Annotated in this window: 17 protein-coding genes; 4 read left to right on the forward strand and 13 right to left on the reverse strand. The window is 64.1% G+C overall.

The features are described 5' to 3' along the window. Positions 1-32 precede the first annotated feature (32 nt). On the reverse strand, positions 33-1,136 hold the full coding sequence (locus ACZ899_RS00760) for an efflux RND transporter periplasmic adaptor subunit (RefSeq protein ID WP_203651722.1): 1,104 nt from the start codon (positions 1,134-1,136) through the stop codon (positions 33-35). Further along, entirely contained in the window at positions 1,133-1,786 is a 654-nt protein-coding gene (locus ACZ899_RS00765) for a DsbA family oxidoreductase (RefSeq protein ID WP_203651723.1), read from the reverse strand. Before ACZ899_RS00765 ends, ACZ899_RS00760 begins: the two co-directional genes overlap by 4 nt. Before the next feature lie 161 nt (positions 1,787-1,947). On the opposite strand from ACZ899_RS00765, the gene ACZ899_RS00770 reads away from it, so the two are divergent. Next, positions 1,948-2,877 carry a class I SAM-dependent methyltransferase gene (locus ACZ899_RS00770; RefSeq protein ID WP_234560300.1) on the forward strand — a complete coding sequence of 310 codons (930 nt, stop codon included), beginning with the start codon at positions 1,948-1,950 and terminating at the stop codon, positions 2,875-2,877. A gap of 160 nt (positions 2,878-3,037) precedes the next feature. Here ACZ899_RS00770 and ACZ899_RS00775 read toward each other — a convergent pair whose 3' ends face one another. Both ACZ899_RS00775 and ACZ899_RS00780 read right to left on the reverse strand, forming a co-directional pair. Then, positions 3,038-4,036: a sulfate ABC transporter substrate-binding protein gene (locus tag ACZ899_RS00775; protein WP_203651727.1), complete on the reverse strand. Its 999-nt coding sequence runs from the start codon at positions 4,034-4,036 to the stop codon at positions 3,038-3,040. Positions 4,037-4,195: 159 nt separating this feature from the next. After that, complete coding sequence (locus tag ACZ899_RS00780; protein WP_050706611.1) at positions 4,196-5,017, reverse strand: ion transporter; 822 nt, start codon at positions 5,015-5,017, stop codon at positions 4,196-4,198. A 165-nt stretch (positions 5,018-5,182) separates the two neighbouring features. Here ACZ899_RS00780 and ACZ899_RS00785 point away from each other — a divergent pair, with 165 nt between their 5' ends. Continuing rightward, positions 5,183-5,956, forward strand: a complete 774-nt coding sequence (locus ACZ899_RS00785) for an RHS repeat-associated core domain-containing protein (protein ID WP_234560299.1) — start codon at positions 5,183-5,185, stop codon at positions 5,954-5,956. On the opposite strand, the gene ACZ899_RS00790 is transcribed toward ACZ899_RS00785, so the two are convergent. The 6 genes from ACZ899_RS00790 to gcl form a co-directional block, all read right to left on the reverse strand. Continuing rightward, complete coding sequence (locus tag ACZ899_RS00790; protein WP_234560298.1) at positions 5,943-6,815, reverse strand: urea transporter; 873 nt, start codon at positions 6,813-6,815, stop codon at positions 5,943-5,945. The two genes, ACZ899_RS00785 and ACZ899_RS00790, sit on opposite strands and share 14 nt — an antisense overlap. A 207-nt stretch (positions 6,816-7,022) precedes the next feature. Next, the gene (gene pyk / locus ACZ899_RS00795) at positions 7,023-8,438 is read right to left on the reverse strand and encodes a pyruvate kinase (protein WP_232856782.1); all 1,416 of its coding nucleotides are present in this window, start codon (positions 8,436-8,438) and stop codon (positions 7,023-7,025) included. Then, positions 8,435-9,709: a glycerate kinase type-2 family protein gene (locus tag ACZ899_RS00800; RefSeq protein ID WP_234560297.1), complete on the reverse strand. Its 1,275-nt coding sequence runs from the start codon at positions 9,707-9,709 to the stop codon at positions 8,435-8,437. Before ACZ899_RS00800 ends, pyk begins: the two co-directional genes overlap by 4 nt. A 175-nt stretch (positions 9,710-9,884) precedes the next feature. Further along, positions 9,885-10,778 carry a 2-hydroxy-3-oxopropionate reductase gene (locus ACZ899_RS00805; RefSeq protein WP_011532931.1) on the reverse strand — a complete coding sequence of 298 codons (894 nt, stop codon included), beginning with the start codon at positions 10,776-10,778 and terminating at the stop codon, positions 9,885-9,887. Positions 10,779-10,955: 177 nt separating this feature from the next. Then, the gene (gene hyi, locus ACZ899_RS00810; protein ID WP_028692836.1) at positions 10,956-11,738 is read right to left on the reverse strand and encodes a hydroxypyruvate isomerase; all 783 of its coding nucleotides are present in this window, start codon (positions 11,736-11,738) and stop codon (positions 10,956-10,958) included. Positions 11,739-11,792: 54 nt separating this feature from the next. Then, positions 11,793-13,568 carry a glyoxylate carboligase gene (gene gcl / locus ACZ899_RS00815; protein ID WP_186732910.1) on the reverse strand — a complete coding sequence of 592 codons (1,776 nt, stop codon included), beginning with the start codon at positions 13,566-13,568 and terminating at the stop codon, positions 11,793-11,795. Positions 13,569-13,825: 257 nt separating this feature from the next. On the opposite strand from gcl, the gene ACZ899_RS00820 reads away from it, so the two are divergent. Then, complete coding sequence (locus ACZ899_RS00820) at positions 13,826-14,266, forward strand: GlcG/HbpS family heme-binding protein (RefSeq protein ID WP_028692837.1); 441 nt, start codon at positions 13,826-13,828, stop codon at positions 14,264-14,266. Between the two features lie 127 nt (positions 14,267-14,393). Here the strand turns inward: ACZ899_RS00820 and ACZ899_RS00825 are convergent, their stop codons facing one another. Then, positions 14,394-15,005 (reverse strand): TetR/AcrR family transcriptional regulator, encoded by a 612-nt coding sequence (locus tag ACZ899_RS00825; protein WP_102684647.1) that lies wholly within the window; start codon positions 15,003-15,005, stop codon positions 14,394-14,396. A gap of 133 nt (positions 15,006-15,138) precedes the next feature. Between ACZ899_RS00825 and ACZ899_RS00830 the strand changes: the two genes are divergently transcribed. Beyond that, positions 15,139-16,053 (forward strand): DUF808 domain-containing protein, encoded by a 915-nt coding sequence (locus ACZ899_RS00830; RefSeq protein WP_234560296.1) that lies wholly within the window; start codon positions 15,139-15,141, stop codon positions 16,051-16,053. 166 nt (positions 16,054-16,219) lie between these two features. Here ACZ899_RS00830 and ACZ899_RS00835 read toward each other — a convergent pair whose 3' ends face one another. Together ACZ899_RS00835 and ACZ899_RS00840 are read right to left on the reverse strand one after the other, a co-directional pair. Then, complete coding sequence (locus ACZ899_RS00835; protein ID WP_046856491.1) at positions 16,220-17,002, reverse strand: outer membrane protein OmpK; 783 nt, start codon at positions 17,000-17,002, stop codon at positions 16,220-16,222. A 350-nt stretch (positions 17,003-17,352) separates the two neighbouring features. Continuing rightward, entirely contained in the window at positions 17,353-18,138 is a 786-nt protein-coding gene (locus ACZ899_RS00840) for an outer membrane protein OmpK (RefSeq protein ID WP_186715585.1), read from the reverse strand. Between the last annotated feature and the right edge of the window lie 107 nt (positions 18,139-18,245).

The following is an 18,245-nucleotide window of genomic DNA, read 5'->3' on the forward strand; positions in this document are numbered from 1 at the left end:
CTACAGGTCCTTTTCAGTGGCACGCAAACCCATTACTGCTGGGCCAGGTCCGGCTTGCGCGTGGTGCTGGCGGCCAGGGTGTCGTCGGTGACCCGCACCGGCATGCCATTGCTCAGGCGGATCTGCCCGGACACCACCACGCGGTCGCCCGGTGTCAGCGCGTCGAGCACCACTACACGGTCGTCGCGGCGGGCGCCGAGCTTGACGAACACCTGCTCCACGCGCAGCGCGCCGTCCTTCTCGCGCAGCACGTACAGCGAGTTGCCGTAGGCGCTGTAGCTGATCGCCGTTTCCGGCACGCTGAGCACGTCGGCGTGGCTCGGCAGCTCGATGCTGACGTTGGCGAACATGCCCGGCTTGAGTTGCTGGCCGGGGTTGTCGAGGGTCGCCTGCACCAGCATGGAGCGGGCGCCCGGGTCGATCTGCGGCTCCAGGGTGGTCACTGCGGCGACAAAGCGCTGCTGCGGCCAGGCATCGACCTTGAGGGTGATGGCCTGGCCGGCCTGCAGGGCGGCGGCGGACTGCTCGGGCAGCGGGAAGTTGACGTGCAGGCGCGACAGCTCGGTGAGGGTCACCAGGCTGTCGCCGGGGCTGACGTACTGGCCGAGGTTGACCTTGCGAATGCCCAGCACGCCGGCGAACGGGGCGCGGATGGTCTTCTGCGCGATCTGCGCCTGGACCTGGGCGATCTCGCCAAGCAACTGGTCGTAGTTGGCCTGGGCCTGGTCGAGCTGGGCCTGGGTGGAGGCCAGCGGCAGCACCTTGCGCGTGCGCTCCAGGGCCAGCTTGGCGTTCTTGGCCTGGGCCTGCAGCTTGGCCAGCTCGCCGCGCTCGGGCGCGTCGTTGAGCTTGACCAGCACTTGGCCGGCGGCCACGGCCTTGCCGGCGGTGAACTCCAGCGCGGTGATGCGCCCGCCGACTTCCGGCGAGACATTGACCTGGTGCACGGCCTCCAGGGTGCCGACGGCGCTGAGCACCTGCGGCATGGGGCCGGACTGCACCCGGGCGACCGCCACCGGGGTGGCGTTGGCCTGGGCGGCGGGGGCGTCGTTGGCCATCACCGCCGGGGCGGGCAGCAGGGCCATGGCCAGTAGCGACAGCGAGGTGCCGGCGGCGATCCAGTAGCGATTGTTCATTGTGCGGCTCCTTGTGCCTGGTTCTGGTTGGCACGGACCTGGATGAAGGTCTGGCGCAGTTGCTCGAGGCTCAGGGCGCCGGGGACCAGGTAGCGGCCATCGATCACCAGGCTGGGTACCGAGCTGATGCCCAGGCGGCGGCCCAGGGCCAGCTCTTCGTCGAGCATTTGCGGGGCCTGTTGGTCGAATGCCGTGGCGAAGGCCTGCGGGTCGAAGCCGGCCTCGGTGGCGACCGCCAGCACGGTGGCGCGGTCGCCAATGTTGCGGGCCTGCACCAGGTGGGCTTCCTGCAGGCGGTCGAACATACGCTCGTGGCCTTCGTTGCCGCCCAGCGCCTTGGCGGTCTGGCAGGCGAGGCCGGCGAGCAGGCCGGTGGGGTATTCGAAGTCCTGCTGGCGCATGGCTTCGATGTTGATGCGCTTGACGTCCTCGGCGCGCGAGCACGACAGCCAGTGGCTGAGGATGGTTTCCTTGGCCTTGGGCATCGAGCCGAAGCGCTCGACCATCGCCTCGCGGCTGGTCTGCAGGATGAAGCTGCGGTGCTGGATGTCCAGGTTGAGTTCGTCCTGCAGTTGCTTGAGGCGCGGGGCGAGGACGAAGCACCAGCCGCAGACGACATCGTGGAAGAATTCGACTTTCAGGGGTGACATGGCAGTGATCCGGTTTCAGGGAGGGATGGCCGCACTATCCACAGCGCCCCGGCAAGAAAAAAGCGACAAAAGTGCCGCAAACCCTCTCATCCCCTTCATCGATGACCGCCCGGCCCGGCCGCGAGCGGGTAGAATGGCGCTTTTGCCTGACCGTAGCCGACATGAGCCCAGCCATCGCCACCCTCGAGCAGCACCTGCTCGCCGCCCTCGATCCCGCCCCCCTGGAGACCCGCCGCCTGTTCCATGGCCGTGGCCGTTGCTGGCCGGGCCTTGAGCAGATCACCGTCGACTGGCTCGATGGCGTGCTGCTGGTGGCGCTGTTTCGCGAACCGCCCAAGGGCCAGTTGGCGGAGCTCGAAGCGATGCTGATGGCGCTGGTCGAGCGCCCGCAGTGGACCGGCCAGGCCATCCTGCTGCAGCACCGCTACCTGCCGGACAGCCCCGGCCAGTGGTTGTGGGGCGAGCCGTGCCAGCAGCGCGAGGTGGTCGAGGATGGCCTGAAGTACCTGCTCGACCTCGGCGTGCGCCAGAACAACGGCCTGTTCCTCGACATGCGCTATGGCCGACGCTGGGTACGCGAGCAGGCGGTCGGCAAGCGCGTGCTCAACCTGTTCGCCTACACCTGCGGATTTTCGGTGGCGGCGATCGCCGGCGGCGCCGAGCAGGTGGTCAACCTGGACATGGCCAAGTCGGCGCTGTCCCGGGGCCGCGACAACCATCGGCTCAATGGCCATGACGCCTCGCGGGTGGCGTACCTGGGGCATGAGCTGTTCAAGTCGTGGGGCAAGGTGCGCAAGTACGGGCCGTACGACCTGATCATCATCGACCCGCCGACCTTCCAGCGCGGCAGCTTCGTGCTGACCCAGGACTACGCCAAGATCCTCCGGCGTTTGCCGGAGTTGTTGAATGAAGGCGGCACGGTGCTGGCCTGTGTCAATGACCCGGGGATCGGGCCGCAGTTTCTCATCGAGGGGATGGCCGAGCAGGCGCCGGGGCTGGCGTTCGTCGAGCGGCTGGAGAATCCGCCGGAGTTTCCGGATGCGGATCCGGAGGGTGGCCTGAAGGCGCTGGTGTTCCGCCAGCAGGCCTGACCCTTATTGATACTGGAAGGTGCGTGGGAGCGGGCTTGCCCCGCGATGGGGCCAGCCCAGACAACACTTTCGTTGCCACTATCGATATCGCGGGGCAAGCCCGCTCCCACGAGCCGCTCCCACAGAACCGCTCTCTTAGGGCTGCCCCTGCTGAGAGCGGTTACTTGTTGGTATAGATCTGGTCGAACACGCCACCATCATTGAAGTGGGTCTTCTGCACGGTGCGCCAGTCGCCGAAGGTCTTCTCCACCGACAGGAAGTCGACTTTCGGGAAGCGGTCGGTGTACTTGGCCAGCACCGCCGGGTCACGCGGGCGCAGGTAGTTGTTCGCGGCGATCTCCTGGGCCTCGGGCGACCACAGGTACTTCAGGTATTCCTCAGCCACAGCACGGGTCTTTTTCTTCTCCACCACCTTGTCCACCACGCTCACCGGCGGCTCGGCCTCGGCGGACACGCTCGGGTAGATCACCTCGAACTGGTCGCGACCGAACTCGCGGGCGATCATCTCGGCCTCGTTCTCGAAGGTCACCAGCACGTCGCCGATCTGGTTGGTCATGAAGGTGGTGGTGGCGGCGCGGCCTCCGGTGTCCAGTACCGGTGCCTGCTTGAACAGCTTGCCGACGAAGTCGCGGGCCTTGGTTTCGTCACCGCCCTGCTTGAGCACGTAGCCCCAGGCCGAAAGGTAGGTGTAGCGGCCGTTACCCGAGGTCTTGGGGTTGGGCACGATCACTTGCACGCCGTCCTTGAGCAGGTCCGGCCAGTCCTTCAGCGCCTTGGGGTTGCCCTTGCGCACGATGAACACGGTGGCCGAGGTGAACGGCGCGCTGTTGTTCGGCAGGCGGCTCACCCAGTTGTCCGGCACCAGCTTGCCGTTGTCGGCCAGGGCGTTGATGTCGGTGGCCATGTTCATGGTGATCACGTCGGCCGGCAGGCCATCGATCACCGCGCGCGCCTGCTTGCTCGAGCCGCCGAAGGACATCTGCAGGTTGACCTTCTCGTTGTGCTCTTTCTCCCAGTGCTTCTGGAACGCCGGGTTGTAGTCCTTGTAGAAGTCGCGCATCACGTCGTAGGAGACGTTGAGCAGGGTCGGGGCGGCCTGGGCGAGGTTACCCAGGGCCAGGCCCGCGGCGAGCAGCGAGGCGCTGAAGAGTTTTTTCACTGGGGGCATTCCTTGTTCTGGTTCAAAGGGTTGGCGCTTTGCCAGCGACTATAGCGGGTGGCTTTGCGTGGGTTAAAGAACAAAACGGTCTTTGGTTATGTCGTTGTCAGTGCCGGCCTCTTCGCGGGTAAACCCGCGAAAGGGCCAGCACAGTCAGCCTCACTGCTTGGGAAACAACGCATTGCCACACCGCGAACAAAACGCCGCGCCATGCTCGTGGTGATGCTTGGCGCAGGTCGGGCAGTCATGCTGCAACTGCTCGCCGCGCAGGGCATTGGCCAGTTCGGCGGTGAAGATGCCGGTGGGCACGGCGATGATCGAGTAACCGGTGATCATCACCAGCGACGACAGCACCTGCCCCAGCGGCGTCTTCGGCACGATATCGCCGAAGCCTACCGTGGTCAGGGTGACGATGGCCCAGTAGATGCCCTTGGGAATGCTGGTAAAGCCGTGCTCCGGCCCTTCGATCACATACATCAGCGTGCCGAACACCGTGACCAGGGTCGACACGCTGACCAGGAACACGATGATCTTCTGCTTGCTGCCCTGCAGCGCCGCCAGCAGGTAGTGGGCCTGCTTCAGGTAGGGGCTGAGCTTGAGCACGCGGAAGATCCGCAGCATGCGGATCACCCGGATCATCAGCAGGTACTGGGCGTCGCTGTAGTACAGGGCGATGATCCCGGGCACGATCGCCAGCAGGTCGACCAGCCCGTAGAAGCTGAAGGCATAGCGCAGCGGCTTGGGCGAGCAGTACAGGCGGGTGATGTATTCGGCGAGGAAGATCGCCGTGAAGCCCCACTCGATACCGGCCAGCAGCCCGGCGTAGTTCTGGTGAACATCGTCGATGCTGTCGAGGATCACCGTGACCAGGCTGGCGAGGATGATCAGCAGGAGGATCTTGTCGAAGCGACGCCCGGCGACGGTGTCGGTCTGGAAGACGATGATGTAGAGGCGTTCGCGCAGGGAGGGCGGGGTGGACATGGGGCGGGTTCCGAAAGCGTGAACAGCAAGCGTAGAAGGTTGCTGCCGTTGGTTGCAACGTCTCGTGCCGCCAGGGTGGCCTGGTAGAAATGCCAGTTTTGCGCCTTGCCGGGTTGGCGCACCATGGGCCTGAAAAGCTACTTACCTGGAGATGGAGTTCTTGGCATGTCTGACCGGATCAATGATTTGAAGGTGCCCGCCTCTGCGCTGCTTCAGTGTGATCTGGCAGGTTCTGTGTTGAGCGCCCACGGAACGGCGCAGCGAATGCTGAGCTACACGGCCTATGGATACCTGGCCGATCCGGCGCGCAAAGGTGCGATTGGGTTCAACGGGCAGTTGTTGGAAGGTGACGTGCAAGGCTATCTACTGGGGAATGGGCACAGGCTCTACTATCTACCGTTTATGCGTTTTTCAAGCCCAGACGCCCTCAGTCCATTTGGAGAAGGGGGGCTGAATGCTTATGCCTATTGTGAAGGTGAGCCGGTTAATAGCTTTGATCCTGACGGGAGATTCAGTATCAAGAAATTGTTTTTTGGGGGGACCGGCCTTACTAAGCAGATGGAGTATGCTGGGATTCCAAGCGATTTGAAACCTTACCTGAAAGCACGCTTGAATCTAGGTGAAACAGTCGAGTTCTATCACGCGGGCAAGGATAGAAAAGGTGGGGTTGACTTCAAATTGATCAGGGGCAAGGTCATCACTAGGCTGCGACCTAAGGCGGTTTCTGGTTCTGAGGAGTTTTATCGAAAGGATGATTTATTAATCATTAATCCTACCGGTCAAACATTTGGGTTGATGTATGGCCTTGGGTTTAGATCGGCCCCGGAAGGACCGATTGCAGAAGTGACTGGTACGGATTCAAAAAAAGGCTTTGTGTACTCGCGTGAGTTGATCCATGTTCAAGAGCAAATGCAGGGTAATCGTACTAATACTCAGTGATTTGAGGTGTGCGCTTGCTTGTTTTTGTGAGCGTTACAATTAGGTTCATGAGCCAGCAAGCAACTACGAACGGTGCAGTCAATCCGGTGATAGGCAACAGCTTGAACAGCGGCTGCAACAGCAGCGCCAGCGCAATCGCCAGTAGGGGCACCCAAGGCTTCTCACCCTGGCGGCTGAAGGCCAGCGCGGCCAGTGCCGCATTGAAGCCGTACAGCCCCAGCCAGGCCCCCTGTGCCTCGCCCGCCAGCAACGCGACACCGCCACCGATGGCCGAGCCGATCAGCGCCCAGGTGGCGGCATAGGGGTTGGCGAAGTACATGCCGATGACGATCAGCAGGCCGGCCATGGGCTTGTCGAGCAGGAAAATCTGCCCCACGCCGCGCAGCAGGGCATATACAGGGTCTGCCTCGACAAAGCTGCTGATCGAGGGCTCGGCCAGCAGCAGGGTGGCCCAACCCAGCAGCACGAAGGGCGCGGTATAGGCGACCAGCAGCTTGCCGCCACGCTTGCGCCACTGGTGGGTGAGCATGCTCGACAGGCCGCCGGCGGCAATGATCAGTGGCGGCAGGATCGCCGACCAGGGCAGCACGGCGCTGATCAGGATGCCGATCAGCACGCCGTTGTAGCAGTACAGCCCGGCCTGGCGATCGGCGCGGTCGTAGCCGCGGCGCTGGGCGGTGAGCAGGCCGGCGAGGGCGCCGAGCAGGGCGCCGCCGACCAGGTCCGGCGCGGTCAGCAGGATGGCCAGCAGGCAACACAGGCCGCACAGGGGATTGCGCAGCAGCAGCACCTGGCTGAAGCCGTTGAGCAAGGCCGTGGCCCAGTCGGGGCACGGGTTGACGAAATTCTTGGTGTACATGGGCAGTCGGCAAGGTGAGTGGGGGAGCGGTGGGCCTCTTTGGGCCTCGGTTTTCCGCAGTTCTGTTACATCGGTGTACGGGGAGGGCTGCGCCCTCCAATCGCGACACAAGGCCGCTCCTACAGGGATCGTGTATTCATGCCTGGGTGCGATCCCTGTAGGAGCGGCCTTGTGCCGCGAAAGGGGCGCAGGGCGCCCCAGGCGATCTCAAACCAAGGTCTCGATCCGCAAGGTGTTAGTCGAACCCGGCTTGCCGAAAGGCACACCGGCGGTGATCAGCAGCGTGTCGCCACGGCTGGCCATGCCTTGCGCCTGGGCGATTTCCAGCGCCGTGGAGACCACCTCGTCGACCTGGCGCAGGCGGTCGTTGACCACCGAATGCACGCCCCAGGCCACGCTCAGGCGGCGTGCGGTGTTGAGGTTCGGCGTCAGGTTGAGGATCGGCGCCCGTGGCCGCTCGCGGGCGGCGCGCAGGGTCGAGGCCCCCGACTCGCTGTAGTTGACCAGCACCGCCACCGGCAGGATGCCGCTGATGCGACGGATCGCGCAGCTGATGGCGTCCGACACCGTGGCCTCGGCCTTGGGCCGGCCGACGTCGAGCTGGGCCTGGTAGTCCGGGCCGTTTTCCACCTGGCGGATGATCTTGCTCATCATCTGCACCGCTTCCAGCGGGTAGTCGCCCGAGGCGGTCTCGGCCGACAGCATCACAGCATCCGCGCCTTCGGCCACGGCGTTGGCCACGTCGGTGACTTCGGCGCGGGTCGGGGCCGGGGAGAAGCGCATCGATTCGAGCATCTGGGTGGCCACCACCACCGGCTTGCCCAGCTGGCGGCAGGTGCCGATGATGCCTTTCTGGATCTGCGGCACGCTTTCGGCAGGCACTTCCACACCCAGGTCGCCGCGGGCGACCATGATCGCGTCGGACAGCTCGGCGATGGCCTGCAACTGCTCGACCGCCGAGGGCTTCTCGATCTTGGCCATCAGGTAGGCGCGGTCACCGATCAGCTGGCGCGCCTCGACGATGTCTTCGGGGCGCTGCACGAACGACAGCGCCACCCAGTCCACGCCAAGCTCCAGGCCGAAGGCCAGGTCGCGGCGGTCCTTCTCGGTCAGCGGGGAGAGGTCAAGCACCGCCTGGGGCACGTTGACGCCCTTGCGGTCGGACAACTCGCCACCGGCCAGCACTTCGGTGTCGATGGCATCGCCGTGCTTGGCGGTGACGCGCAGGCGCAGCTTGCCGTCGTCCAGCAGCAGGTCCATGCCCGGCTCCAGCGCGGCGATGATTTCCGGGTGCGGCAGGTTGACCCGGCGGCTGTCGCCCGGGGTTTTGTCCAGGTCCAGGCGCAGGGCCTGGCCGCGTTGCAGTTGGACCTTGCCGTCGGCGAAACGGCCGACGCGCAGCTTTGGCCCCTGCAGGTCCATGAGGATGCCCAGCGGATAGTTGAGCTGCTGCTCGACTTCGCGGATCCACTGGTAGCGCAGGGCGTGGTCGGCGTGTTCGCCGTGGCTGAAGTTGAGGCGGAAGATATTTACCCCGGCCTCGACCAGCTGGCGGATGTCATCGATGCCTTTGATCGCAGGCCCGAGGGTGGCGAGGATTTTGACTTTTTTATCAGGCGTCATGATTGCGGAGTCTCGAGGATCAGGATGGCACGGAAGTCGTTGACGTTGGTGCGGGTCGGCTCGGTGACGATCAGCGCGTCGAGGGCGGCGAAGTAGCCATAGCCGTTGTTGTTGTCCAGCTCATCGCTGGCCGACAGGCCCAGGGCCTCGGCGCGAGCGAAGCTGTCCGGGGTCATGAAGGCGCCGGCGTTGTCCTCCGAGCCATCGATGCCGTCGGTGTCGCCGGCCAGGGCGTACACGCCGGGCAGGCCCTTGAGGCTTTCGGTGAGGCTGAGCAGGAACTCGGCGTTGCGCCCGCCACGGCCGTTGCCGCGCACGGTGACGGTGGTCTCGCCGCCGGAGAGGATCACGCAGGGTGCCTTGAGCGGCTGGCCGTGCAGGACGATCTGCCGGGCGATGCCGGCATGCACCTTGGCCACTTCGCGCGACTCGCCCTCCAGGTCGCCGAGGATCAACGGGCTGAATCCGGCCTGGCGGGCTTTCACCGCGGCGGCCTCCAGCGACTGCTGGGGCCTGGCGATCAGCTGGAAGTGGCTGCGGGCCAGGGCCGGGTCATCGGCCTTGACGGTCTCGGAGGCCGGGTTGTTGAGCCAGTCGATGACGGCCTTGGGCGCGTCGATGTTGTAGCGCTTGATGATCGCCAGGGCGTCGGCCGAGGTGCTCGGATCGGCCACGGTGGGGCCGGAGGCGATGACCGTGGCGAGGTCGCCGGGCACATCGGAAATCGCGTAGGTGTAGACGGTGGCCGGCCAGCAGGCCTTGGCCAGGCGGCCGCCCTTGATCGCTGAGAGGTGCTTGCGCACGCAGTTCATCTCGCCGATGGTGGCGCCGGACTTGAGCAGGGCCTTGTTGATCTGCTGTTTGTCGGCCAGGGTCAGGCCTTCGGCGGGCAGGGCCAGCAGGGCCGAGCCGCCGCCGGACAGCAGGAAGATGACGCGGTCGTCTTCGCTCAGGTTGCTGACCAGGTCGAGCACCCGCTTGGCCACGGCCAGGCCGGCGGCATCGGGGACCGGGTGGGCGGCTTCGACCACCTCGATTTTCTGGCAGCTGGCGCCATGGCCATAGCGGGTGACCACCAGGCCGGAGACTTCGCCGTGCCAGCTTTTCTCGACCACTTCGGCCATGGCCGCGGCGGCCTTGCCGGCGCCGATGACGATGACCCGGCCGCTGCGGTCGGCGGGCAGGTGGGGTTCGAGGACCTGGCGGGGGTGGGCGGCGGCGATGGCTGTGTCGAACAGCTCGCGCAGGAGTTTTTGTGGATCGACCGACATGGCAGGCTCCCAGATTCTTGTTGTTCTGCAAAATCGAAAACGCCCCTGGAACTGCCTCCGTGCAGGCCGAACCAGGGGCGGGTGTTGCTCGGTGTCACCACTGGACCTGTGGTTGCAGGTTCAGCGGTGTTGGATCTGGAATCGTGGGGGCTGCGCAGCAGCCCCCGGATTCAAATCACTTGTCGTCGCGGATCGAGAAGTTGGCCATGTGCTCCAGGCCCTTGATCAGCGCCGAGTGGTCCCAGTTGCCGCCGCCCAGCGCCACGCAGGTGCTGAACACTTGCTGGGCATTGGAGGTGTTGGGCAGGTTGATGCCCAACTCCTTGGCGCCTTGCAGGGCCAGGTTCAGGTCCTTCTGGTGCAGGTTGATGCGGAAGCCCGGATCGAAGGTGCCCTTGATCATGCGCTCGGCATGCACTTCGAGGATCTTCGACGAGGCGAAGCCGCCCATCAGCGCTTCACGCACCTTGGCCGGGTCGGCGCCGTTCTTGGCGGCGAACAGCAGCGCCTCGCCGACGGCCTGGATGTTCAGGGCGACGATGATCTGGTTGGCCACCTTGGCGGTCTGGCCGTCGCCGTTGCCGCCGACGCGGGTGATGTTCTTGCCCATGGCTTCGAACAGCGGCAGGGCGCGCTCGAAGGCTTTCGGGCAGCCGCCGACCATGATGCTCAGGGTCGCGGCCTTGGCGCCGACTTCGCCGCCGGACACCGGGGCGTCCAGGTAGGCGGCGCCGGTGGCCTTGATCTTCTCGGCGAAGGCCTTGGTGGCGGTGGGGGAGATCGAGCTCATGTCGATCACCACCTTGTTCGGACCGACGCCTTCGACGACGCCGTTCTCACCGAACAGCACGCTCTCGACCTGCGGGGTGTCCGGGACCATGACGATGATGAACTCGGCTTCCTGGGCCACTTCCTTCGGGTTGGCCAGGGCCACGGCGCCGGCGGCGATCAGGTCGGCCGGTGCGGCGTCGTGGTGGGTGGAAACGAAGATGCTGTGACCTGCCTTTTGCAGGTTCTGGGCCATGGGCTTGCCCATGATGCCGGTGCCGAGGAAACCGATTTTAGCCATGAGAGTTCTGCCTCTTTGTATTTGTATGAACAGGCGACCAGGCCCTTGTAGGAGCGGCCTTGTGTCGCGATTGGGGCGCGAAGCGGCCCCACGATTTCGGCCATTTCAGCGATTGCCGGGGGCTGCTGCGCAGCCCATCGCGACACAAGGCCGCTCCTACAGGGACCGTGTGCATCCTTAGATTGCGTTATGGGTCTTCAGCCAGCCCAGACCGGCTTCAGTGGTGGTCTTGGGCTTGTACTCCGCGCCCACCCAGCCCTGGTAGCCGATGCGGTCCAGGTGCTCGAACAGGAAGCGGTAGTTGATCTCGCCGGTGCCCGGTTCGTGGCGGCCCGGGTTGTCGGCCAGCTGCACGTGGTTGATCAGCTTCAGGTTGGTTTCCAGGGTACGGGCCAGGTCACCTTCCATGATCTGCATGTGGTAGATGTCGTACTGCAGGAACAGGTTGTCGCTGCCCACCTCGGCCTGGATTTCCAGGGCCTGTTTCGTGGTGTTCAGGTAGAAGCCGGGGATATCGCGGGTGTTGATCATTTCCATGACCAGGCGGATCCCGGCGGCCTTGAGCTTGTCGGCGGCGTAGCGCAGGTTGTCGACGAAGGTCTTGCGCACGGTGGCGCAGTCCAGGCCCTCGGGGCGAATGCCGGCCAGGGCGTTGACCTGGGTGTTGCCCAGTACCTTGGCGTACTCGATGGCCTTGTCGACGCCAGCGCGGAATTCCTCGACGCGGTCGGGGTGGCAGGTGATGCCGCGCTCACCTTTCGACCAATCGCCCGCAGGGAGGTTGAACAGCACCTGGGTCAGGCCGTGGGCGTCGAGCTGCTGCTTGATCTCGGCGGCGCTGAAATCGTACGGGAAGAGGTATTCGACGCCGCTGAAACCAGCGTCGGCGGCGGCCTTGAAGCGGGCCAGGAAGTCCTGTTCGGTGAACAGCATGGACAGGTTGGCGGCGAAGCGAGGCATAGGTCGTCTCCTTGCGTTGAAGACCCCCGCGCAAGGCGCGGGGGCGTCAGGCGATCAGTCCAGCAGCGAGATGGCGGTCGGCGCGTCGTTGCCGACCAGGGCGAGGTCTTCGAACTCGTTGACCGCGTTGATCTCGGTGCCCATGGAAATGTTGGTCACACGCTCGAGAATCACTTCGACCACCACCGGCACGCGGAACTCTTCGGCCATCTTCTGCGCCTTGAGCAGGGCAGGGGCGATGTCGGCCGGTTCGAACACGCGGATGGCCTTGCAGCCCAGGCCCTCGACCACGGCGACGTGGTCGACACCGTAGGTGGCGGCGTCGGTGGCGTTAATGTTCTCGAAGGCCAGTTGTACACAGTAATCCATGTCGAAGCCACGCTGGGCCTGGCGGATCAGGCCGAGGTAGGCGTTGTTCACCAGCACGTGGACGTACGGCAGGTTGAACTGCGCGCCCACCGCCAGTTCTTCGATCATGAACTGGAAGTCGTAGTCACCGGACAGCGCGACGACCTTGCGCTTCGGATCGGCCTTGACCACACCGAGGGCGGCAGGAATGGTCCAGCCCAGCGGGCCGGCCTGACCGCAGTTGATCCAGTGACGTGGCTTGTACACGTGCAGGAACTGCGCGCCGGCGATCTGCGAAAGACCAATGGTGCTGACGTAGCAGGTGTCCTTGCCGAATACCTGGTTCATCTCTTCGTACACGCGCTGCGGCTTGACCGGCACGTTGTCGAAGTGGGTCTTGCGCTGCAGGGTCGCCTTGCGCTGCTGGCAGTCTTCCAGCCAGGCCTTGCGGCACTTGAGCTTGCCGGCGGCTTTCCACTCGCGGGCCACTTCCAGGAACACATCCAGCGCCTTGCCGGCATCGGAAACGATACCCAGGTCAGGGGTGAACACGCGGCCGATCTGGGTTGGCTCGATGTCCACGTGCACGAACTTGCGGCCTTCGGTGTAGACGTCGACGGAGCCGGTGTGGCGGTTGGCCCAGCGGTTGCCGATACCGAACACCAGGTCGGACTTGAGCAGGGTGGCGTTGCCGTAGCGGTGCGAGGTCTGCAGGCCGACCATGCCGACCATCAGTTGGTGATCGTCCGGGATGGTGCCCCAGCCCATCAGGGTCGGTACAACTGGCACGCCGGTCAGTTCGGCGAACTCGACCAGCTTGTCGCTGGCGTCGGCATTGATGATGCCGCCACCGGCCACCAGCAGCGGGCGCTCGGCGTCATTGAGCAGGGCCAGGGCTTTCTCGGCCTGTACGCGGCTGGCTTGTGGCTTGTGGACTGGCAGCGGCTCGTAGGCGTCGATGTCGAATTCGATTTCGGCCATCTGCACGTCGAACGGCAGGTCGATCAGCACCGGGCCTGGGCGGCCGGTGCGCATTTCATAGAAGGCCTTCTGGAAGGCATACGGCACCTGGCCCGGTTCCAGGACGGTGGTCGCCCACTTGGTCACCGGCTTGACGATGCTGGTGATGTCGACGGCCTGGAAGTCTTCCTTGTGCAGGCGGGCGCGTGGGGCCTGGCCGGTGATGCAGAGGATCGGGATGGAGTCGGCCGAGGCGCTGTACAGGCCGGTGACCATGTCGGTGCCGGCAGGGCCGGAGGTGCCGATGCACACACCGATGTTGCCCGGGTTGGCGCGGGTGTAGCCCTCGGCCATGTGCGAGGCACCTTCGACGTGGCGAGCGAGGACGTGATCGATGCCACCGACTTTCTTCAGGGCCGAATACAGCGGGTTGATGGCAGCCCCTGGAATGCCGAACGCGGTATCTACACCTTCACGGCGCATGACCAGAACGGCTGCATCGATTGCTCTCATTTTGCTCATGGTTTGTGCCTCATCGATTTTGTAATTGTATACAACTTGCGTTGCGGCAGAGTGTATTCATGCTCGGCGCAAAAGGTCAATCCATTTTCGTCGGCGCTGTTGACTGAGCGGTCATTGGGCGATGAGGCGGCATTTCGTCGCACTTGGCAAGATTGATTCAAATAATTGTATACAAAGCGTGTCTTCGTTGTGTTCTATTCTATCTACTGGTTTTCAACTGCCCTCAGGGCTTCTCACAACAAGAAGAGGACCTTTTCATGAACGCATTGACCCTCAAAGACGCTGTCGGCGTGGTGAACGCCGCGCTGGCCGCGGGCCGCAAGATCAACGCCGCGCCGCTAACCGTGGCGGTGCTGGATGCCGGCGGGCACCTGCTGGCGCTGCAGCGCGAGGATGGCGCCACCCTGCTGCGTCCGCAGGTCGCTATCGGCAAGGCCTGGGGCGCGGTGGCCCTGGGCAAGGGTTCGCGCCTGCTGGCGCTGGATTCGCAGCAGCGACCGGCGTTCTATGCCGCGCTGAACGGGCTGGGCGAGCGGCCGGTGGTGCCGGTGCCGGGCGGGGTGCTGATCCGTGATCGGGATGGCAAGGTGCTGGGGGCTGTCGGGATCAGCGGGGATACCTCGGATATCGACGAGCAGTGCGCGATCAGTGCGATCGAAGAGGTGGGGCTGACGGCGGATGCGGGGGTTGCTGCGTAAGGCTCGTCATTTTGGGGCCGCTCTGCGGCCCATCGCGACACAAGGCCGCTCCTACAGGGGAATGCGTAACCTCTGTAGGAGCGACCTTGTGTCGCGAACGGGCTGCACAGCAGCCCCATTGCCCCTATCAGGCCGCCTCGGGCTCGCAGCCTTTCAACACCAGGCGGATGATCGTCTCCGCCGCCGCGTCATAGTCGCTGTCGGCCAGCTTGGCCTTGCCGGTCACCACGGCGATCTGCCAGTCGAAATCCGCGTAGGTCTGCGTCGCCGCCCAGATGCTGAACATCAGGTGGTGCGGATCGACGTGGGCGATCTGGCCGCGCTCGATCCAGCGCTGGATGCACTCGATGTTGTGCCGGGCCTGCTCGTTGAGCTGCTCGACCTGGCGCGGCGACAGGTGCGGCGCGCCATGCATGATCTCGCTGGCGAACACCTTGGAGGCGTGGGGCAGGTCGCGGGAGATGCGGATCTTCGAGCGGATGTACGAGCTGAGCACCTCTTTCGGATCACCGTCGGCGTTGAACGGCGTCGAGGCCTGCATGATCGGCGCGATGATGCTCTCGAGTACCTCGCGGTAGAGGTTTTCCTTCGACTTGAAGTAGTAATACACGTTCGGCTTGGGCAGGCCGGCCTTGGCCGCGATATCGCTGGTCTTGGTGGCGGCGAAGCCCTTGTCGGCGAATTCTTCACTGGCCGCGCGCAGGATCAGTTCCTTGTTGCGCTCGCGAATGGTGCTCATTGTCAGGGGTCTTCCTGTTGTCTGGCCCCCTGCAAATGGGGTCCGGCATGGTAGCACCCGCCCGGACGGGCGCTCAAGGCAGCGTCTTTGGGCTAGAATCCCGGCCATTCGAACCTACTGGAAACATTTTGACATGGCAGGAAGCAGCTTACTGGTATTGATCGACGACATCGCCACGGTGCTCGACGATGTCTCGGTGATGACCAAGGTCGCGGCGAAGAAGACCGCAGGGGTGCTGGGCGACGACCTGGCGCTCAACGCCCAGCAGGTCACCGGCGTGCGCGCCGAGCGCGAGATCCCGGTGGTGTGGGCGGTGGCCAAGGGCTCGCTGGTGAACAAGGCGATCCTGGTGCCGGCGGCGCTGTTGATCAGTGCGTTCATTCCCTGGGCGGTGATTCCGTTGCTGATGGTCGGCGGCGCCTACCTGTGCTTCGAGGGCTTCGAGAAGCTGGCGCACAAGTTCCTGCACAGCAAGACCGAGGACGACGCGCAGCACGAGGCGCGCAAGGCGGCCGTGGCCGACGAGCAGGTCGACCTGGTGGCGTTCGAGAAGAGCAAGATCAAGGGCGCGGTGCGCACCGATTTCATCCTCTCTGCCGAGATCATCGCCATCACCCTGGGCACCGTGGCCGATGCGCCGCTGAGCCAGCAGATCATCGTGCTGTCGGGCATCGCGCTGGTCATGACCATTGGCGTCTATGGCCTGGTGGCAGGCATCGTCAAGCTCGATGACCTGGGGCTGTGGATGACCAAGAAAGCCTCGGCGCTGAGCCAGGCGGTGGGCAACGGCATCCTGCGCGCCGCGCCGTACATGATGAAGAGCCTGTCGGTGATCGGCACCGCGGCGATGTTTCTGGTCGGCGGCGGCATCCTGGTGCACGGCATCGCGCCGCTGCATCACGCCATCGAGGCGTTCAGCGAAGGGCGGGGCGGGGCGTTGACCGGGGCATTGCTCAATGGTGTGGCGGGGGTGATTGCGGGGGCTTTGGTGCTGGCGGTGGTTGCTGTCGCGGGCAAGATGTGGCGGACGGTAAAACCGGCAAGCTGAGGCGCCCGGCCGGGGCTTGCCTCGGATCTCCTGTAGGAGCGGCCTTGCGTCGCGAAAGGGCTGCGCAGCAGCCCCGGCGATTTTGCATGATGCCGAGAACCTGGGGCCGCTTCGCGGCCCTTTCGCGACGCAAGGCCGCTCCTACAGGCTTTACACTGGCATCAGATCAGAAGTGAACCTTGACCAGGAAACTCATGGTGTTCTGATCGGTGGTAAAGGCATCGCTGTCCTTGATGCCGTACTTGTTCTTCCAGTAGTCGTACTCGATACCCACGTACAACTGCTTCTCGCCCAGGTGCAGCGCCTTGCCCAGGTCGTACTTGACCTGCGGGTTGAAGTGCAGGTTCGCCTGATAGGTGCCGCGACGGTTCTCGTCGTTGTCGACCACCCAATCCATGAAACCGTCGATCAGGATGTCGGACGAGCCCACAGGGATGGTGTACGACCAGACCGGGGTGATCTGCCAGACATTGTCGCCTGGACGGCTGCCGTCGGTGGTGCGCTGGTAGAAGTTCAGCTGGAAGTAGTCGAAGCCGGGGATGGCCAGGTCGAAGCCGGGGCCGATCAGGTAGGACTCGGTGTCACCCTCGCCGAACTCGTAGGTCATGGCCAGGAGCACGTCTTTCACCGGGCCGAACTCGAGCTTCTGGTCGAAGATCTTGCCGAACGACAGGCGCGGGCTGAACTCGCCGTAGTAGGTGTTGGGGCCGTTGCTGGCGTCCTTCTTGCCCTGGTAGAAGATCTTGTCGAAGAAGAAGAAGTTGTCGCCGTACTTCCACGCATCGGCGTGCTCGAAGGTCACGGTCTGCTGGATCTCGGGGTTGACCTTGAAGTTCTTGCCCCACAGGTAGGTCAGGCTGTTGTTCTGCCATTGCAGCAGGTCGCCGGCTTGGCTGGCGCCGCAGGCCAGCAGGCCACCGGCGAGGATCAGGCTATTGATGGTACGCATTGCGAGTGTCGCTCCCTTGATTGGATCTGTTGTCAGCGCTCGGGCGCTGTTCTTGTCTTTTGGGTCAGCTTTTTTCAATTGGCCACAGCTGTTTGGCAAGAGCTGCGCCAACTTTTCCACGTTGGGCACAACCATCCTGCTCGACGTCTTTCTGAACGGATGAAATGGGTATTTCACGCTGGCAACACGTTGGCCAACCGCCCGGAAACATTGACTGAGCGGTCAGCAAACGCGGGCGGGATCCTTCCCGCCCCGATCGAGGGGGCGCGCAGATTACTCACTTGCGCGCCGGGCCTCAAGTGCTCCGTCCTGGAGCACAGTGGTGCAAATTTGGGCGTTCGGTCAGTTTTTCAGAAATGCACCTTCACCAGGGCGCTGGCCACGCTCTGGTTGCTGTCGACGTTGCCGCGGCTGTCGATGCCGTACTTGTCCTTCCAGTAGCTGTATTCGAAGCCGACATAGAGCTGCTTGGCGCCCAGGTTCAGGGCCTTGCCCAGGTCGTACTTGACCTGCGGGTTGAACTGCAGGTTGGCGTGGTAGGTGCCGCGACGGGTCTGGTCGTTGTCGACCACCCAGTCGATATAGCCGTCGATCAGGATGTCGGACTTACCCACCGGGATGGTGTACGACCAGGCCGGGGTGATCTGCCAGACGTTGTCGCCGGGGCGGCTGCCTTCGGTGTTGCGCAGGTAGAAGTTCAGGGTGAAGTAGTTGAAGCCGGGCACGTTCAGGTCGAAGCCGGGGCCGATCAGGTAGGCCTCGTTGTCGCCTTCGCCACGTTCGTAGGTCATGGCCAGCAGCACATCCTTGATCGGCCCGAAGGCCAGGTTGCGCTCGAAGATCTTGCCGAACGACAGGCGCGGGCTGAACTCGCCGTAGTAGGTGGTCACGCCTTTGCCGGGGTCGGCCTTGCCGTTGTAGAAGATCTTGTCGACGAACAGGAAGGTGTCGCCGTACTTCCACTTGTTGGCATGTTCGAAGGTGATGGTCTGCTGGATGTCGGGGTTGACCTTGAAGTCCTTGCCGTACAGGTAGGACAGGCTTTCGCCGTGCCATTGCAGCCATTCGCCGGCATGGGCGGGGAGGGTGGCCAGCAGGCTGCTGCCCAGCAGGACGGACGTGGTGATGCGCTTCATGTTGTGATTCCCGGACTTATTGTTTTTATGTGGGTGTTGCCTTCTCGCGGGGCAAGCCCGCTCCCACGTGCGGGCGTGTATCCAGCGTGGGAGCGGGCTTGCCCCGC

It is taken from the genome of Pseudomonas sp. TE31087 (genome assembly GCF_057284075.1).